The organism is Streptomyces sp. NPDC002324 (genome assembly GCF_053593335.1).
Genome location: NZ_JBSFCF010000005.1, coordinates 280041 through 298948 on the forward strand (window position 1 = coordinate 280041; position 18908 = coordinate 298948).

At 73.3% G+C, this 18908-nt stretch carries 18 protein-coding genes; 5 read left to right on the top strand and 13 right to left on the bottom strand.

Annotation, left to right across the window (positions count from 1 at the left end; all coding sequences use genetic code 11):
* Window positions 1-154: 154 nt before the first annotated feature.
* From ACWCRJ_RS10430 to ACWCRJ_RS10445, 4 genes are all read left to right on the top strand, one after another.
* Window positions 155-1246: an acyltransferase domain-containing protein gene (locus tag ACWCRJ_RS10430; RefSeq protein ID WP_450938877.1), complete on the top strand. Its 1092-nt coding sequence runs from the start codon at window positions 155-157 to the stop codon at window positions 1244-1246.
* 8 nt (window positions 1247-1254) lie between these two features.
* The gene (locus ACWCRJ_RS10435; protein ID WP_450938878.1) at window positions 1255-2523 is read left to right on the top strand and encodes a beta-ketoacyl-[acyl-carrier-protein] synthase family protein; all 1269 of its coding nucleotides are present in this window, start codon (window positions 1255-1257) and stop codon (window positions 2521-2523) included.
* Window positions 2520-3746, top strand: coding sequence for a ketosynthase chain-length factor (locus ACWCRJ_RS10440; protein WP_450938879.1), 1227 nt, complete (start codon window positions 2520-2522; stop codon window positions 3744-3746). Before ACWCRJ_RS10435 ends, ACWCRJ_RS10440 begins: the two co-directional genes overlap by 4 nt.
* Window positions 3747-3836: 90 nt before the next feature.
* A complete protein-coding gene (locus tag ACWCRJ_RS10445; RefSeq protein WP_450938880.1) occupies window positions 3837-4106 on the top strand; it encodes an acyl carrier protein in 270 nt (89 codons plus the stop codon).
* 62 nt (window positions 4107-4168) lie between these two features.
* Here the strand turns inward: ACWCRJ_RS10445 and ACWCRJ_RS10450 are convergent, their stop codons facing one another.
* A complete protein-coding gene (locus tag ACWCRJ_RS10450; RefSeq protein WP_450938881.1) occupies window positions 4169-5116 on the bottom strand; it encodes an aromatase/cyclase in 948 nt (315 codons plus the stop codon).
* Between the two features lie 262 nt (window positions 5117-5378).
* On the opposite strand from ACWCRJ_RS10450, the gene ACWCRJ_RS10455 reads away from it, so the two are divergent.
* Entirely contained in the window at window positions 5379-6044 is a 666-nt protein-coding gene (locus ACWCRJ_RS10455) for a phosphatase PAP2 family protein (RefSeq protein ID WP_450938922.1), read from the top strand.
* A gap of 7 nt (window positions 6045-6051) precedes the next feature.
* On the opposite strand, the gene ACWCRJ_RS10460 is transcribed toward ACWCRJ_RS10455, so the two are convergent.
* Genes ACWCRJ_RS10460 through ACWCRJ_RS10515 form a run of 12 tightly spaced genes read right to left on the bottom strand, consistent with a single transcriptional unit; the run spans window position 6052 to window position 18907 of the window.
* A complete protein-coding gene (locus ACWCRJ_RS10460; protein ID WP_450938882.1) occupies window positions 6052-7377 on the bottom strand; it encodes a glutamate-1-semialdehyde 2,1-aminomutase in 1326 nt (441 codons plus the stop codon).
* 7 nt (window positions 7378-7384) lie between these two features.
* Window positions 7385-7936: a dTDP-4-dehydrorhamnose 3,5-epimerase family protein gene (locus tag ACWCRJ_RS10465; protein ID WP_450938883.1), complete on the bottom strand. Its 552-nt coding sequence runs from the start codon at window positions 7934-7936 to the stop codon at window positions 7385-7387.
* The gene (locus ACWCRJ_RS10470; RefSeq protein WP_450938884.1) at window positions 7933-9189 is read right to left on the bottom strand and encodes a polysaccharide pyruvyl transferase family protein; all 1257 of its coding nucleotides are present in this window, start codon (window positions 9187-9189) and stop codon (window positions 7933-7935) included. Before ACWCRJ_RS10470 ends, ACWCRJ_RS10465 begins: the two co-directional genes overlap by 4 nt.
* The gene (locus ACWCRJ_RS10475) at window positions 9186-10133 is read right to left on the bottom strand and encodes a glycosyltransferase family 2 protein (RefSeq protein ID WP_450938885.1); all 948 of its coding nucleotides are present in this window, start codon (window positions 10131-10133) and stop codon (window positions 9186-9188) included. Before ACWCRJ_RS10475 ends, ACWCRJ_RS10470 begins: the two co-directional genes overlap by 4 nt.
* Complete coding sequence (locus ACWCRJ_RS10480; RefSeq protein WP_450938886.1) at window positions 10130-11428, bottom strand: hypothetical protein; 1299 nt, start codon at window positions 11426-11428, stop codon at window positions 10130-10132. Before ACWCRJ_RS10480 ends, ACWCRJ_RS10475 begins: the two co-directional genes overlap by 4 nt.
* Entirely contained in the window at window positions 11425-12696 is a 1272-nt protein-coding gene (locus tag ACWCRJ_RS10485) for a DUF4910 domain-containing protein (RefSeq protein ID WP_450938887.1), read from the bottom strand. The genes ACWCRJ_RS10480 and ACWCRJ_RS10485 overlap by 4 nt, the downstream gene beginning before the upstream one ends.
* Window positions 12693-13718: an NAD-dependent epimerase/dehydratase family protein gene (locus tag ACWCRJ_RS10490; RefSeq protein WP_450938888.1), complete on the bottom strand. Its 1026-nt coding sequence runs from the start codon at window positions 13716-13718 to the stop codon at window positions 12693-12695. The genes ACWCRJ_RS10485 and ACWCRJ_RS10490 overlap by 4 nt, the downstream gene beginning before the upstream one ends.
* 3 nt (window positions 13719-13721) lie before the next feature.
* Complete coding sequence (locus ACWCRJ_RS10495) at window positions 13722-14369, bottom strand: PIG-L deacetylase family protein (RefSeq protein WP_450938889.1); 648 nt, start codon at window positions 14367-14369, stop codon at window positions 13722-13724.
* Window positions 14366-15160 (bottom strand): glucose-1-phosphate cytidylyltransferase, encoded by a 795-nt coding sequence (locus ACWCRJ_RS10500; protein ID WP_450938890.1) that lies wholly within the window; start codon window positions 15158-15160, stop codon window positions 14366-14368. Before ACWCRJ_RS10500 ends, ACWCRJ_RS10495 begins: the two co-directional genes overlap by 4 nt.
* Window positions 15157-16392 carry a class I SAM-dependent methyltransferase gene (locus ACWCRJ_RS10505; protein ID WP_450938891.1) on the bottom strand — a complete coding sequence of 412 codons (1236 nt, stop codon included), beginning with the start codon at window positions 16390-16392 and terminating at the stop codon, window positions 15157-15159. The genes ACWCRJ_RS10500 and ACWCRJ_RS10505 overlap by 4 nt, the downstream gene beginning before the upstream one ends.
* A complete protein-coding gene (locus ACWCRJ_RS10510) occupies window positions 16389-17672 on the bottom strand; it encodes a glycosyltransferase (RefSeq protein ID WP_450938892.1) in 1284 nt (427 codons plus the stop codon). The genes ACWCRJ_RS10505 and ACWCRJ_RS10510 overlap by 4 nt, the downstream gene beginning before the upstream one ends.
* A gap of 2 nt (window positions 17673-17674) precedes the next feature.
* Window positions 17675-18907, bottom strand: coding sequence for an O-antigen ligase domain-containing protein (locus ACWCRJ_RS10515; protein WP_450938893.1), 1233 nt, complete (start codon window positions 18905-18907; stop codon window positions 17675-17677).
* Between the last annotated feature and the right edge of the window lies 1 nt (window position 18908).

The window sequence follows — 18908 nt, forward strand, 5'->3', positions numbered from 1 at the left end:
AACGGCTGGAGCGGCTCCGCCGGGGCCGCTCCGGGGCGGCACGGGGTCCGTTGCGGTTCCGCGCCGCCCCGGCCGCGGACGTTGTGCCCGGCGTCGACCGAGGCTCCAGCCGGCGCCTCCAGCATGGCGGGACAGCGAAGAGAGGAGACCCCACGTGACCGCACCGCGGCCGGCCGCACTGCTGTTCCCCGGGCAGGGCGCGCAACAACCCGGTATGGGCGTCGGCCTGTACCACGCCCATCCGGGCTTCCGGACCCGCATGGACGAGGTCCTCGAACTGTGGCGCGCGCACGGGTTCGACCTGCGCGCCGACTGGCTCGCCGCGCGCTCCGGCCCGGAGACCGACGGTCCGCGCACCGCCCAGCCGCTGCTGTTCGCGCTCGACTGGGCCGTCGGCCGGACGGTCCTCGACGCCGGGGTGCGGCCCGCGGCCCTGCTCGGACACAGCGTCGGAGAGGTCGCCGCGGCCACCCTCGCCGGCCTCTTCGACCTGGCCGACGCCGTGGCCCTGATGGCGGACCGCATCACCCAGCTCGACGGCACCCCGCCGGGCGGCATGCTCGCCGTGCAGGCGGGCCCCGACGAGGTCGCCCCGTACACCACCGACGAGGTCGTCGTCGGCGCGGTCAACGCGCCCCGCCAGGTGCTGCTCGCCGGCCCCGAGGACGGCCTGCGCACCGCGGAGGAGAAACTGCGCGCCGACGGCTTCACCTGCCGCAGGGCTCGCGCCCTCAACCCGTTCCACAGCCCGGTGCTCACCGAAGCGGCCCTGCGCGCGCTGCCGCTGCTCGCCTCGGTGCCCGTGCGTCGACCCCGGTTGGTACTGCACTCGGCGTACGAGCCCGGGCCCCTCACCTGCGAACGGGCCCGGGACCCGCGGTTCTGGGCGCTCCAGCCCGCGCGTCCCGTGCTGTTCGGGCCGGCGCTCGACCTCCTGCTCGCCGAGCGGGACGTGGTGCTCGCGGAGGCGGGTCCGGGACAGGGGCTCACCGTGCTCGCGCGCCGCCATCCGCGGGTCGCGAGAGGAGGCTCCCGGGCGGTCGGTCTGCTGCTCGCGCGCCCCGGCGCACCCGAAGCCGAGCGTGAGGCCTTCGACAGGACCCTCGCCGAACTCTCGAACGCACCCGTGGGACCGGCCGCCGACGTGCCGGCGCAGGCGTCCAGGCCGGTTCGAGCGGGTCTCCAGGCCGGATTGACACGTTTGCGACCCGGGACCGGAGCGCCGGTTCCCGCCGACAGCGAGTGAGGATGCCCATGGAACGACGCGTCGTCATAACCGGAATCGGTGCGGTGGCGCCCGGGGGAACAGGGATCAAGAGGTACTGGGATCTGCTGTCGACCGGGCGGACGGCCACCCGCACCATCTCCCTCTTCGATGCCACCCCCTACCGCTCCCAGGTCGCGGCCGAGGTCGACCTCCAGCCCGCCGCGGCCGGGCTGTCCCCGCAGGAGGAGCGCAGGCTCGACCGCGCGGGCCAGTTCGCGCTGATCGCCGCCCGCGAGGCGCTGTCCGACTCCGGCCTCGACCTCACGACCCCGCAGGCGGCGCGCACGGGTGTGTCGCTCGGCTGCGCGGTGGGCTGCACCACGTCGATGGAGGACGAGTACGTCGTCCTGAGCGACGGCGGCGCCCACTGGCTCGTCGACTCCGCGTACGCGGTGCCCCGGCTCTACGACCACTTCGTGCCCAGCTCGCTGGCCGCCGAACTGGCCCGCGAGGTCGGCGCCAAGGGCCCGGTGTCGTTGGTCTCCGACGGCTGCACCTCGGGCCTCGACGCCGTCGGTCACGGGGCCGATCTGATCCGCGAGGGCAGCGCCGACGTCATCGTCGCGGGCGGCACCGACGCGCCGATCTCACCGATCACCCTCGCCTGCTTCGATGCCATCAAGGCGACCACGCCCCGCAACGACGACCCCGAGCACGCCTCCCGCCCCTTCGACAACTCCCGCAACGGGCTCGTCCTCGGCGAAGGCGCCGCGGTGCTGATCCTGGAGGAACTCCAGCACGCGCGGAAGCGAGGCGCACGGATCTACGCCGAGGTCGCCGGATTCGGCACGCGCGGCAACGCGTACCACATGACCGGACTGCGCTCGGACGGCGCGGAGATGGCCGAGGCGATTCGGGTGGCGCTCGCGGAGGCGCGGCTCGCGCCGGGGAAGATCGACTACGTCAACGCGCACGGCTCCAGCACCAAGCAGAACGACCGGCACGAGACCGCCGCGTTCAAGACCTCGCTCGGCGAGCACGCCCACCGGGTGCCCGTCAGCTCCATCAAGTCGATGATCGGGCACTCGCTCGGCGCGATCGGCGCGCTCGAACTCGTCGCCTGCGTGCTCGCCATGGAGAACGGCCTGATCCCGCCGACCGCGAACCTGCACGAGCCCGACCCGCTGTGCGACCTCGACTACGTGCCGAACACCGCGCGGGAGGCCCGGGTCGACTCCGTGCTCAGCGTCGGCAGCGGTTTCGGCGGTTTCCAGAGCGCCGTCGTCCTCGCCCGTCCCGAAAGGAGTGCCGCGTGACGGCCACCGCCACCCGACCCGTGATCACCGGTCTCGGTGTCGCCGCCCCCACCGGCCTCGGCACCGACGCACACTGGTCGGCCGTCGTCGAGGGCACGAACGGCATCGCGGAGATCACCCGTTTCGACGCCTCCGGCTACCGAACGCGGCTCGCCGGCGAGGTGCCCGGCTTCGAGGCCGCCGCGCACATCCCGAGCCGCCTGCTGCCACAGACCGACCACATGACCCGCCTCGCCCTGTACGCGGCGGACGAGGCACTGAAGGACAGCGGTATCGATCTCGCCGCCCTGTCCCCCTACGAGGCGGGCGTCTCCTCGGCCTCGTCGATGGGTGGCTTCGAGTTCGGCCAGCGCGAGCTGCAGAACCTGTGGAGCAAGGGCGGCCGGTTCGTCAGCGCGTACCAGTCCTTCGCCTGGTTCTACGCCGTCAACACCGGCCAGATCGCGATCCGGCACGGGCTGAAGGGCCCGAGCAGCGCCGTCGTCACCGACCAGGCGGGCGGGCTCGACGCGATCGGCCACGCGCGGCGGCAGATCCGCAAGGGCACGAAGGTGATGCTCGCGGGAGGCGTCGACGGTGCCCTGTGCCCGCTCGGCCTCGCGGGACAGCTCGCTTCCGGCCGGCTCAGCTCCGAGAACCGCCCCGACCGCGCTTACCTGCCCTTCGACGAGGCGGCGTCGGGTCATGTCCCGGGCGAGGGCGGCGCGTACCTGGTGCTGGAGGACCCGGTGTCCGCCCAGGAACGCGGCGCCCGTGTCCACGGCGAACTCGCCGGATACGCGGCCACCTTCGACCCCGATCCGCGCGACCCCGGGGCCGACGGTCTGGAGCGCGCGATCCGTGCCGCCCTCGCGGACGCGGACCGTACGCCCGACGAAATCGCCGTCGTCTTCGCGGACGCGGCCGGCGTACCCGAGGCGGACCGGGCCGAAGCGGCAGCGCTGGCCGCGGTGTTCGGCCCCCGCGGGGTACGGGTCGCGGTACCGAAGACGCAGACCGGCCGCCTGTACGCGGGCGGTGCGGCCCTCGACCTGGTCTCCGCGCTGTTGGCCCTGCGCGACGGCAGCGTTCCCCCGACCGCGCACGTCACCTCGGTCGCCGCGCACTGCCCCGTGGACCTGGTGATGGGGGAGGCACACACGCTCACCGGCGACGCGGCGCTGGTCCTGGCCCGCGGCGAGGGCGGCTTCAACGCGGCCGCGGTGGTCACGCGCACGAACTGAACCACCGCGGCACCGCAACCCGGGCCCGCACAGACCACCGGCACCCCCGGTGAACCCACCCGAGCACGAATCCGACGGAAGGAACCCACCATGAGCGCCAACGGGGTCACGGCACTGAGCATCGACGACTTCACCCGCATCCTGCGCGAGTCGGCCGGCCAGGACGAGGGCGTCGACCTGAGCGGCGACATCGCCGACGTGTCCTTCACGGATCTCGGCTACGACTCCCTCGCCCTGCTGGAGGTGGCCGGCCGTATCACCCGTGCCTACGGCGTGACCCTGCCCGACGAGGACCTCGACGGCGCCGAGACCCCCCGGGCCTTCGTCGAACTGGTCAACTCGGCCCTGTCGGGAAGCTGAACCGGAACACGGAGGCGGGGTCCCGGTTCTCCGGGGCCCCGCCCAGTTCCGTTCATCCGGCGTCAGCGGGACGCGGTGCGTTCCGCGGCCTCCTTGGCCAGGGTGAGGGTGGCCGTGCTGTTCCTGCCGAGGGCCCTGCGCACGAGGTCGCGGGCCGTGCCGAGAGTGGCTTCGGGTCCCAGCAGTTCGCGCACCCGCTCCGGACGCAGGACGACGGTGTGGTGCGAGGTGGCGCGCACCCCGTCCTCGGTGGTCTCGACGGTCCAGCGGCCTGTGTGCGCGGCCATCAGCGGGGGCACCTGGATCTGCTTGTACACGAGCCGGTCCGGCGCGAAGCCGACGCGTACCGACTTGGTCGTGTGCACCGAACCGTCGGCGGCGCGGGTATCCATCTCCACCGTCTGCAGGCCGTCGCCGGGCTCGGTCAGCACCAGCCTGCTCACATGCGGAAGCCGCTCCTCCCACAGGTCGGCCCGCCACAGGAAGTCGTACACCTCCTGCGGCGCGCCCGAGATGTCGACGTGATCGGAGAACGACAGCAGAGCCCCCGGCTCCGCTGCCAGGGACTCCGCGGCCGTCTTCAGCGCGGCCAGCTCGGACTCGCTGTTGGTGTCGACGGCGCGCTCCACCCACGCACGGTCCGCCGGGTCGTCGTCGACGACGGTGAAGTCGTGCAGCAGGACGACGCCACTGCCGCCCGGCGCGGCCTCGATGATCCATTCGCCGCCCATCGACGCGACCGGCGCGGACGACACCTCCTGGCGGAACGTCACCCGCAGTGCGCTCGGATCCAGTTCCCGGCGGGAGGTCCACGACCGCACCTCCCCGTTCGCGAACGCCCGGATCCGCAGCCGTTCCGACCGGCCGTCCCGGTCGAACTTCTCCACATGCACGGTCGGAGGAAAGATGTGCGGCCAGTCCTCCGCAGCCACGATCAGCTCGTACACGGCCTTGGGCTCGGCCGCCACATGGATCGCATGACGCGTCCTGACGACGCCTGAGTCCGGCATGAAGTACCCCTTCCCGAGATGTCACAGCGAGTCTCGGGGCCGCCGCTCCAGCGTCAGTGGAGACCGACTGGATGACCGGCTGCGCCGAGGGCCCCAGGTCCGGCACCAGGGAGACTTCTCCTACGCCGGTATCCCGGTGCTGGCGACAGGCCGTCCATGAAAAGCGGGGGGTTAGGGTGACGGCCAGGGACACGACGGGGGGTCGTTGGTGGCGGAAGTCGAGGAGCATGTCGGGGTCGGGCCCGGCGGGCGTGGCGGGCGGCTGTCCGCGCCGCCCGTGCCGTCCGCGCCGCCCGTGCTGCCGCCGGTGTTGCGTGCGTGGCTCGGGGCGGTGGCGGTTCTCGCCGCGCTGGGTGTCGTCGTGGGCGGGGTTCTGTTCGCCGGGGACCGTGAGCCCGGTGCGGTGGACGAGCGGGTCTCGGCGGTGGTCGACGGGGTGGGGCCCTCGTGGCGGCGGGTCGCCCTGGCCACGGACTTCCTGGGGGAGCCCGTGGGGGCGGCGGCGCTGGTCGTGGCCGTCGTGGCGGGCTGTCTCCTGCTGCTGCGGCGGCCCCGGGCCGTGGTGTTCGTCCTCGCCTCGGTCGGCGGCACGGTGGGGGCGACCACGCTGCTCAAGCCCCTGGTCGGACGGACGATTCATGGCGACGACAACCTGTCCTACCCGAGCGGGCACACCGCTTTCCTCACCGCGCTCGCCCTCGCGGTGGCCCTGCTCGCGGCCGGGCAACTCCGCCTCGGCAGGGCGGCCGGCCTGTCACTCGTGCTCGCCGCCGCGTCGGCCGCCGGGGCCGCCATGGGCTGGGCGCAGGTCGCCCTGGGCGCGCACTACCCGACCGACGTCCTCGGCGGCTGGTGCACCGCGCTGGCGGTGACACCGGCCACCGCGTGGCTGGTCGACCGGGCGGCCGGCCGGCCGGGGTCTCGCTGACGTTCCCTCACGCCAGGCGGCGGAACACCGGTTTCACCGGCCGTCCGGCCAGCCAGGGTGTGGGGTCGCCTGCGTCCAGCGCCTTCCGGTACACCGCGCACGCCTGGGCGACCACGTCGACGGTCCGGTCGATGTCGGCGTCGTCGAGCGCGGCGCTCACCACGAACGACGGGGCCAGCACCCCGCCCGCGAGGAGCCGGCGCAGGAACAGGGTGCGGTACTCCTGCGACGGCCGCCCGTGCTCGTCGAGGGTGGCGAAGACCAGGTTGCTGGGCCGGCCCTTGACGACGACGTGGTCGCCGACGCCCATGGCGGCGGCGACTTCACGGACGCCGGTGGCCAGCCGCTCGCCGAGGGCGTGCAGCCGCGCGGTGACGCCCTCCTCGACGTAGGTGCTCTGCACGGCCATCGCGGCCGCCAGGGAGTGCGTCTCCGCACCGTGCGTGGTGGACAGCAGGAACACCCGGTCGCCGGAGTGCCGCAGCCCGCCCAGCTCCATCAGGTCGCGGCGTCCGGCCAGGGCGGAGACGGCGAAGCCGTTGCCCAGCGCCTTGCCGAACGTGGAGAGGTCGGGGACGACGCCGTACAGGCCCTGGGCGCCCGCCTCGGACCAGCGGAAGCCGGTGATCATCTCGTCGAAGACCAGGACGCAGCCGTGCCGGTCGGCCAGCTCGCGCAGGCCGGCCAGGTAACCGGGCGGCGGTTCGCTGTGGGTGGCGGGTTCGAGGATCAGGCAGGCGACGTCGTCCGGGTACCGGGTGAGCAGTTCCTCGGTGGCGGCCAGGTCCCCGTAGGGGAACGTCAGGGTGAGGTCGTTGGTGGCCGACGGGATGCCGGCGGACATCGCCGTGGTGCCGATGAACCAGTCGTCCGTGGAGAAGAACGGATGGTCGGCGCAGAGGGCCACCCGCGGGCGCCCGGTGGCGGCACGCGCGAGGCGCACCGCGGCGGTGGTGGCGTCGGAGCCGTTCTTCGCGAACTTCACCATCTCGGCGGTCGGCACCGTCGCCAGGAAGCGTTCCGCGGCCTCGACCTCCACGATGGACGGCCGTACGAAGTTGCTGCCGCGGTCGAGTTCCCGCCGCACCGCCTCGCTCACGCGCGGGTGGGCGTGCCCGAGGCTGACCGACCGCAGGCCGGAGCCGTACTCGATGTAGCGGTTGCCGTCGACGTCCCACACATGGGCGCCGCTGCCGTGGCTGATGACCGGGGCCAGGTGCTCCGGGTACTGGTCGTCGCCCTTGGCGTAGGTGTGCGCGCCGCCGGGCACGAGGGCGTGCAGCCGCTCGTTGGCCGCCCGCGACCTGGGCAGTTCGAACTCTTCGGTGTCCATGGCGGTCTCAACTCTCCCTGTGCTTCAGGACTTCGGCGAGGCTCGGCGCCTTCCGGTCCCGCCCGGACATCGACGTGACCGGCAGCGGCCAGGGAATGGCCAGCTCCGGGTCGTCGAAGGCGATCGTCACGTCCTCGGCCGGGTCGTGCGGGCGGTCGATCCGGTACGAGGTGTCGGCGGTCGCGGTCAGCGCCTGGAAGCCGTGCGCGCAGCCCGCCGGGATGTAGAGGGTCGTCTGGGTCTCGCCGGACAGCTCGAAGAAGGCACGGCCCAGGTAGGTCGGCGAGTGGGGCCGCAGGTCCACGACGACGTCGAAGATCTTCCCGTACGAGCACCGCACCAGCTTGGCCTCGCCGGCACCGGAGCGCAGGTGCAGGCCGCGCAGCACACCTCCCACCGAGCGGGACAGGCTGTCCTGGACGAAGGCGTCCGGGTCGAGCCCCACCGAGCGGACCACGTCGGCGTCGAAGGTGCGGCAGAAGAAGCCGCGCTCGTCGGCGTACGGGGTCGGCTCGAAGAGGTACGCGCCGGAGATCTCCGGGACTTTCGTCGCTTTCATGGCGTCTCCTGCCGGGGGTGCGTGGGCGCGGGGGAGGGGGTGCGGGTGCGGCCGGTCGCCGGGAACAGGGCCGCTGTCAGGGCCGTGAACTGCCGGTCGAGCTGCCGGGCGACGGTCAGGTTCCGCTCGGCGAGGGTCTGCCGTACGACCGCCGCGTTCTTCTCCAGCTCCCGGAACTGTTCGAGCAGCCGGTCGGCGTCGACCTCGCGAGCCGGATGGCAGTACGTGTCCAGCCCCATCCGCGCCATGAGCGCGTCGCTCTTGGCCGCGTAGCCGAGGGCGAGCGTCGGGGTGCCGGCCCGCAGCGCGCAGACCAGGTTGTGGTACCGGGTCGCCACCACGGTGTCGGCGGCCGCCGTCTCCTTGAGCAGGTCGGCCAGCGAGGTCGCCTCGGCGGCGGTGACCAGCGGCGAGTCCACCGCGTCGAGGACCGCGGCGACCACCGGCGCGTCGCACGCGTCGCCGGTGAGCAGCCGGACGGGCCTGCCCTCCTCGGCCAGCGCGCGGACGAAGCGGGTCGTCCCGTCCAGGTAGCGCCGGTGGATCTCCTCGGCGCGGTCGCGGTCGTCGTCGCCACCGTGGAAGTCCATGACGCCGACGCACACGAGGCCCGGCGGGTCGCCGGCCGCGCTCACCGGCGGCGCCGGCAGGGCGAAGGCGAGGTCGGGGTGGACGTCGTCGCGCGAGGTGTCCACGCCCATCGCCCGCAGCGCGTCGCGGGACAGCTCGTCCCGGTACGACCGGTGGGCGGCCAGCCGCGCCGACCAGCGCACCAGGGTCCGGGTCGCCCGGTTGCCGATCGGGCCGGCCCCGACGCCGACCAGCGCGACCCGGGTGGCGGACAGCCGGCCGCTCGCGCAGAGCAGGAACAGCGCGTACGGGAACCCCCACGGCCGCAGCGGCAGCGTGGCCTCCAGGACGCCCATGCCCGGCACGATCACCACGTCGTGCCGGCGTACCCAGGCGGCGGTGCGGAAGGCGTCGACGACTTTGCCCAGCCCCTTCCCCGCGATCGCGCCCGCCCGGGAGGCGGTCCGGTACTCCCCGCGATACCAGTGCAGCCGCGTCGCGGGGATGCCGTACCGGGCCGTGACGACCTCGGGCCCGCCGCACAGCGCGTCCACGACCGCGTCCGGATGCGCGGCGCGGAGGTAACCGAGCACGGCCTCCAGGGACCCGTCGTTGCCGAGATTGCCGGAGCCGAGCAGGCCGAACACCCCGACGCGTACCGGTCTCCCGGGCGCGGACGTCATGCCTGCCTGCCTTCACGGCCGGCGACGAGGTCGTCGACGCAGACGGTCAGCAGGTCCGGGTCGACCGGGGCGCGGTCCTCGACCCGCTCGCCCGCGCCCGGCCGCACCCGGCTGGTCATCCAGGCGGCCAGATGGCGGTGGCACGCGCGCCGGTCGGCCGGGGACAGCGGCGCCCGCCGGACGGCCGAGACGAAGCCCCAGACGTACTCGGCGAGCAGCCGCGGCGTCGGGTGCAGCGGGCCCGCCCGGCGCGGGTCCAGGTTGACGCACCGGGAGCGCTTGGAGGGGTTCGCCCGCTCGGCGCGGGTGGGGTGGTCGCGGCGGAAGTACAGCAGCTCGGGCACCTGGTGGAAGGGCCCGTGCAGGGTGATCTCGGCGACGAACGTGCGGTCCGCGTGGTGGTAGCTGTCGTGCGGCTTCACCCGGCGCAGCATGTCGGTCCGCATCACCCCGTAGAAGTCGTCGCCGCCGGGCTCGAACAGCAGGCTGCGGAAGCGCTCCGGGGCGTGCGGCGAGTCGGTGGCGAGCCCGTACGCGTAGGGGACCTTCACCTTGCCGTCCTCGTCGATGACCGCCTGGTCGCTGTGCGCGAGGACCACGTCCGGCCGCTCGTCGAGCGCCTCGACGCAGCGCAGCAGCAGGTCCCGGGCGTACAGGTCGTCGTGCGAGGCCCACTTGAACAGCTCGCCGCGGCACTCGGTGAACACGTGGTTGTGGTTGGGCGCGGCGCCGATGTTGCGGGGCAGCCGGAGGTAGCGGATGCGGGAGTCCTTCGCCGCGTACCGGCGGCAGATGTCCTCGGTCCCGTCGGTCGAGGCGTTGTCGGAGACGACCAGCTCGAAGTCCTCGTAGGTCTGGCCGAGCAGGGCGTCGAACGACTCGGCGAGGTACTCCTCGCCGTTGTAGACGGGCAGGCCGATGCTCAGCCTGGGTTGGGCGGTCATGGCGTCCTCACTTCGCGGATGGAGTCCTGGTGGTGCTCGCGCAGGGCGGAGCGCAGCTGCAGCCACCACACGGCGGAGCTCGCGAGGGTCGCGGCGGCGACGCCCCAGGCCGAGCCGACCGTGCCGGCCGCGGCCGCCCCGCCGAGGCCGCCGCCGACGTAGCAGGCGGAGGCGAACAGCTGGCAGCGCAGACTGCGGCGGGCCGCGCCGAGCGCGCGCAGCCCGGCCGCCGCGCCGGTGCCGAGACCGGCGCCCGCGACACCGAGCGTGGCCGGCACGATCAGCTCCGAGGCGGCCTGCCAGACGTCGCCGAGCACGAGTGCGCCGTAGTGGTCCGGCACCAGCAGCAGGGCGGCGCCCCAGAGCAGCGCGGCGACGGCCTGGGCGCCGCCGAGGAGGAGGCAGAACCTGCCGAGCCGGTGCGGGGCCCGCCGCAGCACCCGTGCCGCCTCCGCGACGGTGACCAGCGACAGCCCCATCAGCACGGCGAGGAACGGGCCGAGCAGCAGCTCGGCGCCCCGGACCACACCCACCGCGCCGACCCCGACGATCGCGCCGAGCCCGTACGCCCGCAGCTGGGCCGCGCCGCTGAGGCAGGTGTTCTCGACCAGGTACCGGTAGCCGAGGTCGCGGTGCTCGCGCAGCCAGGCGCGCGCTCCGGTCGGCTGGGGCCGGATGCCGGACTGGAAGCAGCCGTACACCGCGGCGACCGCGGCGGACGCGCCCCAGGCGAGTACGAACGCGGCCACCGTGCCCACGCGGGCCGCCACCACCATGGCCGGGACGAGCGCGACGCCCCACACCACGTCGTTGACGAACGCCTTCCGACCGGTGCCGGCGGCGAAGAAGGAGTACCGCCAGGCGTCCTGCAGCAGCAGCCCCGGCAGCATGACGCCCAGGCAGGCGAACGCGGACCCCACCTCACCGCCGACGGCCGGTCCGGCCACCGCGCAGGCCGCGCCGATGACGCCGCCGACGCCGAGGGCGGTACCCGACGAACGGGCCACCGCCCCGCGCCAGGAGGCCTCCGGCACACCGCTGAAGCGCACCACGAGCGGGTCGGTGGCCAGCCCCCGGGAGACGCTGAGCACCACGCCGTACGTCACCCAGGCCAGGCTGAACACGCCGAACGCGGTGAGCCCGAGCGAGCGCGCGACGTAGATCCCCACCGCGAAGTTGGTCAAGCTGGAGGCCGCCTGGTCGGCCAGCCCCCAGGACAGCCGGCCGAGCAGGGCCCGCCGGGCGGGGCCGGCCCGTGCCGTCGCCTTCTCCTTCTCGGTGGTCATCGGCGTCATGCCTTGATCAGCCCGGCGCCGTGCAGGGCACCGGCCGCGGCGGCGACGGTGTCGAAGGGCAGCCCGGCCCGCTCGGCCACGTCCAGCAGCGCGTGCTCGCCGTCGGAGAGGCTGAGCACCCAGAGCATCGCCATCTGGGCCTGTTTGGCGTCGCTGCGCCCGCCGAGCGAGTCGTACAGGCCGCGCCGGCCCAGCTGCGGTTCGCCGTACGGGCTGAGGTTGACGTACCGCCGGTTGCCGTCCAGCACGGCGAACGCCTCGCGGCACAGGCTGAGCGTGTCCGTCATCGCCTCCGGGGTCACGAAGTCCGGGTTGTCCGCCGAGGTGTGATACTCCGGGTAACCGGCGTACGGGGTCCGGCTGAGCGAGCCCACGCCGAGATCGAACCCCGGCGAGCAGTACTGCCGCTCGTCGTAGCCGTACGGAGTGAACTCGGCGATGTGGTGCGGGCGTTCGGAGGCGGTCAGCACATGCCGCATCACCCGGTCGATCTCGGCGTCGCCGCGCCGGCTCCGCTTGTACGTCAGCCGGCCCCGGTCGCCCGCGCAGGCCAGCACCAGACCGTGCTTGACCCGCTCGATCCGTTCCGCGTTGCGGGCCAGCCAGGTGATCGCCCCGATGGTGCCGGGCGCGAAGATGAACCGGTAGGTGTAGTACGGCGTCCGCTCCGCCAGCGCCCGGGACAGGAACGTCGCCACCGCGACACCCGCCAGATTGTCGTTGGCCAGCGACGGATGGCAGACGTGGCAGGAGACGATCACCTCGTCGGCGATCTGCCCGGGGACCACGTGCTCGGCGTAGGTGAGGTGGCCGTCGGCGAGCGTGGAGTCCACGCACACCTCGTACTCACCGTCCGGCATCGCGTCCAGGGTGTCCTGGGAGAGACAGAAGCCCCACTGCGGCTCGTAGTAGCTGGTGCGGTACGGCACCAGGCTCGGCTGCTCCGGCAGCGTGTACAGGTGCTCGCGCAGCTCGGCCAGCGGCAGGGTCGCCGACACCGGCACGCTGTAGCCCAGCACGTGCAGACTGGAGGCGTTGAAGTCGACGACCCGCCTGCCGGAGGCGTCGGCGACGTAGGCGTCCCGGATGTTCCACTCCTGCGGCACCGTCCAGTCGAGCACCTGGGTCCCGGTCGGCACCTCGTGCACCTGGAGCGGGATGTACTCGCCGACGATGTCCAGGGTGGCGCGCACCCCGTCGCCGGTGATGCTCCGGCACAGCGGGTACAACCGCCGCACCAGCGCGTGCATCTCCTCGCCGACGGTCATCCGCGCCACCGCAGGGTGTCGTCGACGGTGCCGGCCTCGGACGCCGCCCGCAGCACGGCCAGACGGGTGAAGCGGCGCTCGAAGGCCTCCTGGGTCAGCCCGAACTTCCGGTAGGCGTCCGCGAGTTCGAGCACGCCCCGCTTCACCGACCACTCGCAGTCGAAGCCGGGGATCGCCGCCCGGAACCGGGAGAAGTCCACCCGGTACGACCGCGGATCGGCACCGTTCTCGCCGGTGATCACCACCTTCGCGCCGGACACCGCCTCGGCGACCTGCTCGGCGATCTCGGCGACCGTCACGTTGTTGGTCTCGGTGCCGATGTTGAACGCCCGGTCGTGCACCGCCTCGCGCGGCGCGTCCAGCGCGGCCGTGAAGGCCCGCGCGATGTCGGCGGCGTGCACCAGCGGGCGCCAGGGGGTGCCGTCGGAGAGCACCAGCACCTCGCCGGACAGCAGCGCGTGGCCCACCAGGTTGTTCAGCACGATGTCGGCGCGCAGCCGGGGGGAGTAGCCGAAGGCGGTGGCGTTGCGCATGTACACCGGGCTGAAGTCGCCGTCGGCCAGCGCGTGCAGGTCGTCCTCCACCCGCACCTTGGACTCCGCGTACGGCGTCACCGGGCGCAGCGGGGCGTCCTCGGCCACCAGCTCGTCGCCGCCGGCGGCCCCGTACACCGAGCACGTCGACGCGTACAGGAAGCGCCGCACCCCGGCGTCGCGGGCCAGCCGGGCCAGCGTCACGGACGCGTGGTGGTTGATGTCGTAGGTGAGCTGCGGCGCGAGCGAGCCCAGCGGGTCGTTGGACAGGGCCGCCAGGTGGATCACCGCGTCGACCCCGGCCACGTGTGCGGGCGTGAGGTCGCGCAGGTCCACCCGTGTACCCGGGGGGTCCGCAGGCTGCGGCCCCAGCACGCAGTCGGCGAACAGGCCCGCGTCGAGGCCGACGACCTCGTGCCCGGCCTCGGCGAGGACCGGGGCCATCACGGTGCCCAGGTAGCCCTGGTGTCCGGTCAGGAGTACGCGCATGGTTCAACCCCCCAGGTTGAGCGTGAGTTTGGTGACGGCGAACGCCTCGGCGTAGCGCTCGTGGCATTCGATACCGCGGATCCGGGCGAGGCCGAGGAAGGCCTCCCGGTCGTACCAGGGCCGGTGGCGCTGCGAGGGGTAGTGCTCCTGCAGCAGCCGCACCTTCTGTTCGGCTGTCTCCGTGGAGAGCGGCTGGTAGGCCGCCGGACGGCCGAGATCGCCGTCCCACTTGACGATCTCGTAGCCGAGCACCAGGTGGTCGCGGAACGCGGTGGGGATCAGCTTCGCCAGGCCGCGGTGGTCCTGGTGGGCGTCGTCGGTGCGCGGGGCCAGCACGAGATCCGGCTCCGTCGCCGCCCGCAGCTCCTCGACCGCGGCCTTGGCCTCCTCCCAGTGCGCGGGCAGCCGGCCGTCCGGCAGCTTGTGCACGGTCAGCCGCAGGTCGGCGCCCGGGCAGAAGGCGGCGAGCGCGGCCCGCTCCTCCTGCTCCCGGTCGCTGCCGCCGCCGGAGAGCACGAGCGCGTCGACGCGCAGGCCCGGCCGCGCCAGGCACATCGTCAGCAGCGTGCCGCCGGCGCCGATGGCGATGTCGTCGCAGTGCGCGCCGACCGCGACGACCCGGCCGGGGCGCCCGGCGCCGAGCCGGATCACGCGCCCACCCCGGTGGCGTCCCGCTCCCACACGGCCCACGGGCGGTCGCCCCGGGCGTAGGCGTCGTCGAGCGCGGCCCGCTCCTTGACGGTGTCGGTCGGCTTCCAGAAGCCGCGGTGCTGGTGCGCCACCAGCCGGCCCTCCTTGGCCAGCCGCGCGCAGCCGTCGGCGACCAGGTCCCCGCCCTCCGGGATGTGGTCGAAGATCTCCTGGCGGAGCACGAAGTAGCCGCCGTTCTCCCACAGCGGCATGTCGCTGACCGCGGTGATGCCCCCCACCAGGCCGTCCTCGCCCAGGTCCACGCAGTGGAACGAGGACTGCGGCGGCACCACCATCATCGACGCGCCGGCGTCACGCCGGGCGAAGGAGTCGATCATCGTCGGCAGCGGCGCGTCGGTGAGCACGTCGGCGTAGTTGGCGAGGAACATCTCGTCGCCGTCCAGGTGGTGGCGCACCCGGCGCAGCCGTTCCCCGATCGGCGACTCGACGCCGGTCTGCGCGAACGTGATCGTCCAGTCGGCGATGTCGGTGGACAGCAGTTCGGTCCGCCCGCCGCGCAGCACGAAGTCGTTGGACGTCGTCTCCTCGTAGGTGAGGAAGAAGTTCTTGATGTGGTGGGCTCCGTAGCCGAGGCAGAGGATGAACTCCGTGTGCCCGAAGTGCGCGTAGTAGCGCATGACGTGCCAGATCAGCGGGCGCGGGCCGACCATCGCCATCGGCTTGGGCACGTCGTCGGAGGTTCCGTTGCGCATCCGCATGCCGTAACCGCCGCAGAACAGGACGACCTTCATGCCTTGACCTCGACAATGCTCAGTTCCGGTATCGGGAAGACCAGCCGGCCGCCCCACTCGTGCACGTACGCCAGCTGCTCGACCAGTTCGGCCCGCAGGTTCCACGGCAGGACGAGTACGTAGTCGGGTTTGTCGGCGGCTATCCGCTCGGGCGGCAGGATCGGGATGCGGGTGCCCGGGGTGAACCTGCCGTGCTTGTAGGGGTTGCGGTCCACGGTGTACGCCAGCAGGTCGGGCCGGATGCCGCAGTGGTTGAGCAGGGTGTTGCCCTTGCCCGGGGCGCCGTAGCCGACGACCGTCTCGCCGCGCTCGGCCGCGTCGATGAGGAACCGCAGCAGGTCCCGGCGCACCTTGGCCACCCGGGTGGAGAACTCGGTGTACCCGGACAGCTCCTGCAGCCCGGCGGCCTTCTCCCGGGCCAGCACGTCCGCCACCCGCGCGGTGGGCTCGCCGGCCACCTCGGACGGGCGGGCCCACAGCCGGATCGACCCGCCGTGCGTGGGCAGCAGCTCGACGTCCACGAGCGTGAGTCCGCCGCTCGCAAGGGCTCGGATCGCGGAAGCAACGGTGTAGTACTGGAAGTGCTCGTGGTAGATCGTGTCGTACTGGTTCTCCTCGATCAGGGTCAGCAGGTGCTGCACCTCGATCGAGACCCAGCCGTCGTCGGCGACCAGGGCGCGCAGGCCCTGGGTGAACCCGACGACGTCGGGGATGTGCGCGTACACGTTGTTGGCCACGACCAGGTCCGCCGGGCCGTGCTCCGCCCGGACCGCCGAGCCGGTGTCCGGGGACAGGAACGCGGTGAGCGTGGGCACCCTCGCCTCCCTCGCCGCCGCCCCGACGTTCACCGAAGGCTCGACGCCCAGGCAGCGGATGCCCCGGTCCACCACATGCCTCAGCAGGTAGCCGTCGTTGCTCGCCACCTCGACCACGAAGGCGTCGGGGCCGAGGCCCACCCGCTCCACGGCGCCCGCGACGAAGGCGCGCGCGTGCTCCACCCAGGAGGTCGAGAAGGAGGAGAAGTACGCGTACTCCTCGAACGTCTCCTCCGGCGTGATCAGCGGAGGGATCTGCGCGAGCCAGCAGTCCGTGCAGACCCGCAGATGCAGCGGGTACGCCGGTTCCGGCAGGTCCAGTCGTTCCGCGGCGAGAAAGCTCTCGCACGGCGGGGTCGCCCCCAGGTCGACGACGCTCTCCAGCGCCGTCGAGCCGCAGAGTCGGCATCCGGTCATCTACTGCCCCCATCCCCCTCGCGCGGGTGCTCCCGCCGCGAGCCAGTGCGTGCGTCCCCAGCCGGCGGCGGGCCGTCCCCGCCGCCGGACCGCTCCGCGATCGCGGAGCGGTACCCCTCCACCAGACGCTCCAGCCCGACCGCCGGGCTGAAGTCCCGCTCGTAACGGCTCCTGGCCGCCCGGCCCAGCTGCCGGCCGAGGGCCGGGTCGGCCGTGATCCGGCGCAGACAGGACGCGAGCGAGGCGGCCTCGCCCGGCCGGTGCAGCAGCCCGGTCACCCCGTCCTCGACGAGTTCGACGAAGGCGCCGTGACCGGCGGCGACGGCCGGGACCCCGGCCGCCATCGCCTCCACGACCACCAGGCCGAACGCCTCCAGCCACGTCGAGGGAGCCACCACGGCGACCGACCGCGCGACGGCCTCGCGGACCTGCGCGGTGTCGTACAGGCCGGCGTACCGCACGTCGTCGCGGCCCGCCGCCCAGGCGGTCACCTCCGGCTCCAGCGGCCCCGCCCCGGCGATCACCAGCGGCACGCCCACCCCGCCGCCGGCGGTCAGTTCGTCCCAGGCGGCCATGAGCAGCCGTACGCCTTTGGCCTCCGCGAGCCGGCCCAGGTACAGCAGGTGCTTGCCGTCGCCTTCGCGGCGTACGTCCGGGTCGGGCACGAAGTTGTGCTTCACGGCCAGCCGTTCGGCCGGCATGCCGGAGCGCACCAGGACGTCGCGCTGCGCCGCCGAGATGCAGAAGAACCGCTCCACACCGGACCACCACCGCCGCCGGTTCACCGACAGACTGACCGCGAGCGGCACCGTCGCGAGCCGGGAGCCGCGGTAGCAGCCGTGCCGGACGGCGGGCAGCGGCGAGGACCCGACGCACTCGGTGCACGGCCGGCCGTCGCGCTGCAGCGTGCCGGGCGGGCAGACCTGGGTGTAGTTGTGCAGCGTGGCGACGGCCGGCACCCCGGCGTCCGCGCAGGCGGCCAGCACCGCCGGCGACAGCAGCGGGAAGACGTTGTGGACGTGGACCACGTCCGGCCGCTCGGCGCGCAGCTTGGCGGCGAGTTCCCTGCGGACCGCCGGGTTCCACGGCACCAGCAGCGGGATCGCGGCCTTGCCCGGCAGGGACCGGGCGGCGATGTCGTCGCTGCGCCGCTCGAACACCTCGACCCGGTGGCCGGCTCCGCGCAGCAGTGCCACCTCCTGGTCGACGACCTTGTTCTCGCCGCTCGGCTGCGCCGAGGCGTAGCGGTTGTGCAGTACCAGCACGTGAAGGCCGTGCATGCTCAGGCCACCTCCGATCTTCGGACCCAGCGCGTGACGCGCCGTCGGGGGACTGTGGGGGCCGGGAGGGCGGTGGCCGCGTCGGGCACCGCCAACAGCGAGGCCGCCACCGCCAGATGGAGCAGGTACGGCGAGGCGTCGCCCAGCCCGGCCTCGGTGTACGACGCGATCCCGCAGTAGCTGATCAGGAAGATCGCGCAGGCCCTCGACAGCGAGGGCGGCCGCAGCAGCGCGACGCCGCCCAGCACGACGATGATCGCCGCCACCAGCGTCACGCCGGTCATCCCCTGCTCGTTGAAGACGGCCAGCCAGCTGTTGTCGATCGGCAGCCCGCCGAAGGACTTGTCGCCCAGACCCCTGCCGAACAGGTACTCCGAGGTCGTCCGGGGTGCCGCCAGCAGCGCCTCCCAGACCTTGGCCCGGCCGGTGAGGCTGGTGAAGTTCTCCTGGCTCTGTCCGCGCAGGAACCACGACCGCAGCGCGGGGCCGAACCCCACCGCGGCCACGGCGGCGCACAGCACCACCCAGGCGAAGAACCGGCGGGCGGCGGTGCTGGTCAGAAAGAGCGAGCCGATCGCCAGCACCAGCCCGATCAGCATCCCGAGCGTGGCCGTGCGGGTGTGGGTCAGCGCGAGCAGGACCAGGGACGGCACGATGACCAGCGCCGCGCTGCCCCGGGTCGTCCGGCGGCCCAGCAGGAGCAGCACGGACAGCCCGATGATCACCGCCGCGTACTGTCCGATCTGCGGCGGGGTGAGCGGCCACAGCGCCCCGACCAGCCGCCCGCCGTACAGCTCGGGCAGGGCGGCGCCCGGGGAGACGAGAGCGCCGAGGGCCACCGAGCCGAGGACCACGTAGTACATCCGGATGTGCAGCCGGACGAACCTCAGCTCACCGTCCCACCAGCGGGTGAGCAGCCACAGCGTGCTGACGAAGAGAGCCAGCCGGGCGCAGCGGAACACCGCGCCGAACCCGGACTCCAGGTCCGCGCTGGAGATCACGCTCGGCACCAGCAGCAGGGTCAGCAGGAACAGGAAGGCGTTGGGCCGCACGCGCAGCCGCGCATTGACCACCAGCGCCAGCGCGAACGCGGCGACCAGCGCGCCCATGGTGACCATCTGGATGAGGGAGCGGGGCAGCGGGACGATGGTCTTCGCCCCGGCGGAGCCGAGCGTGTTGAGGACCAGGAGCCCCCAGACCGTCCCGACGATCTTCGACGTGTGGTCGGTGGCCATC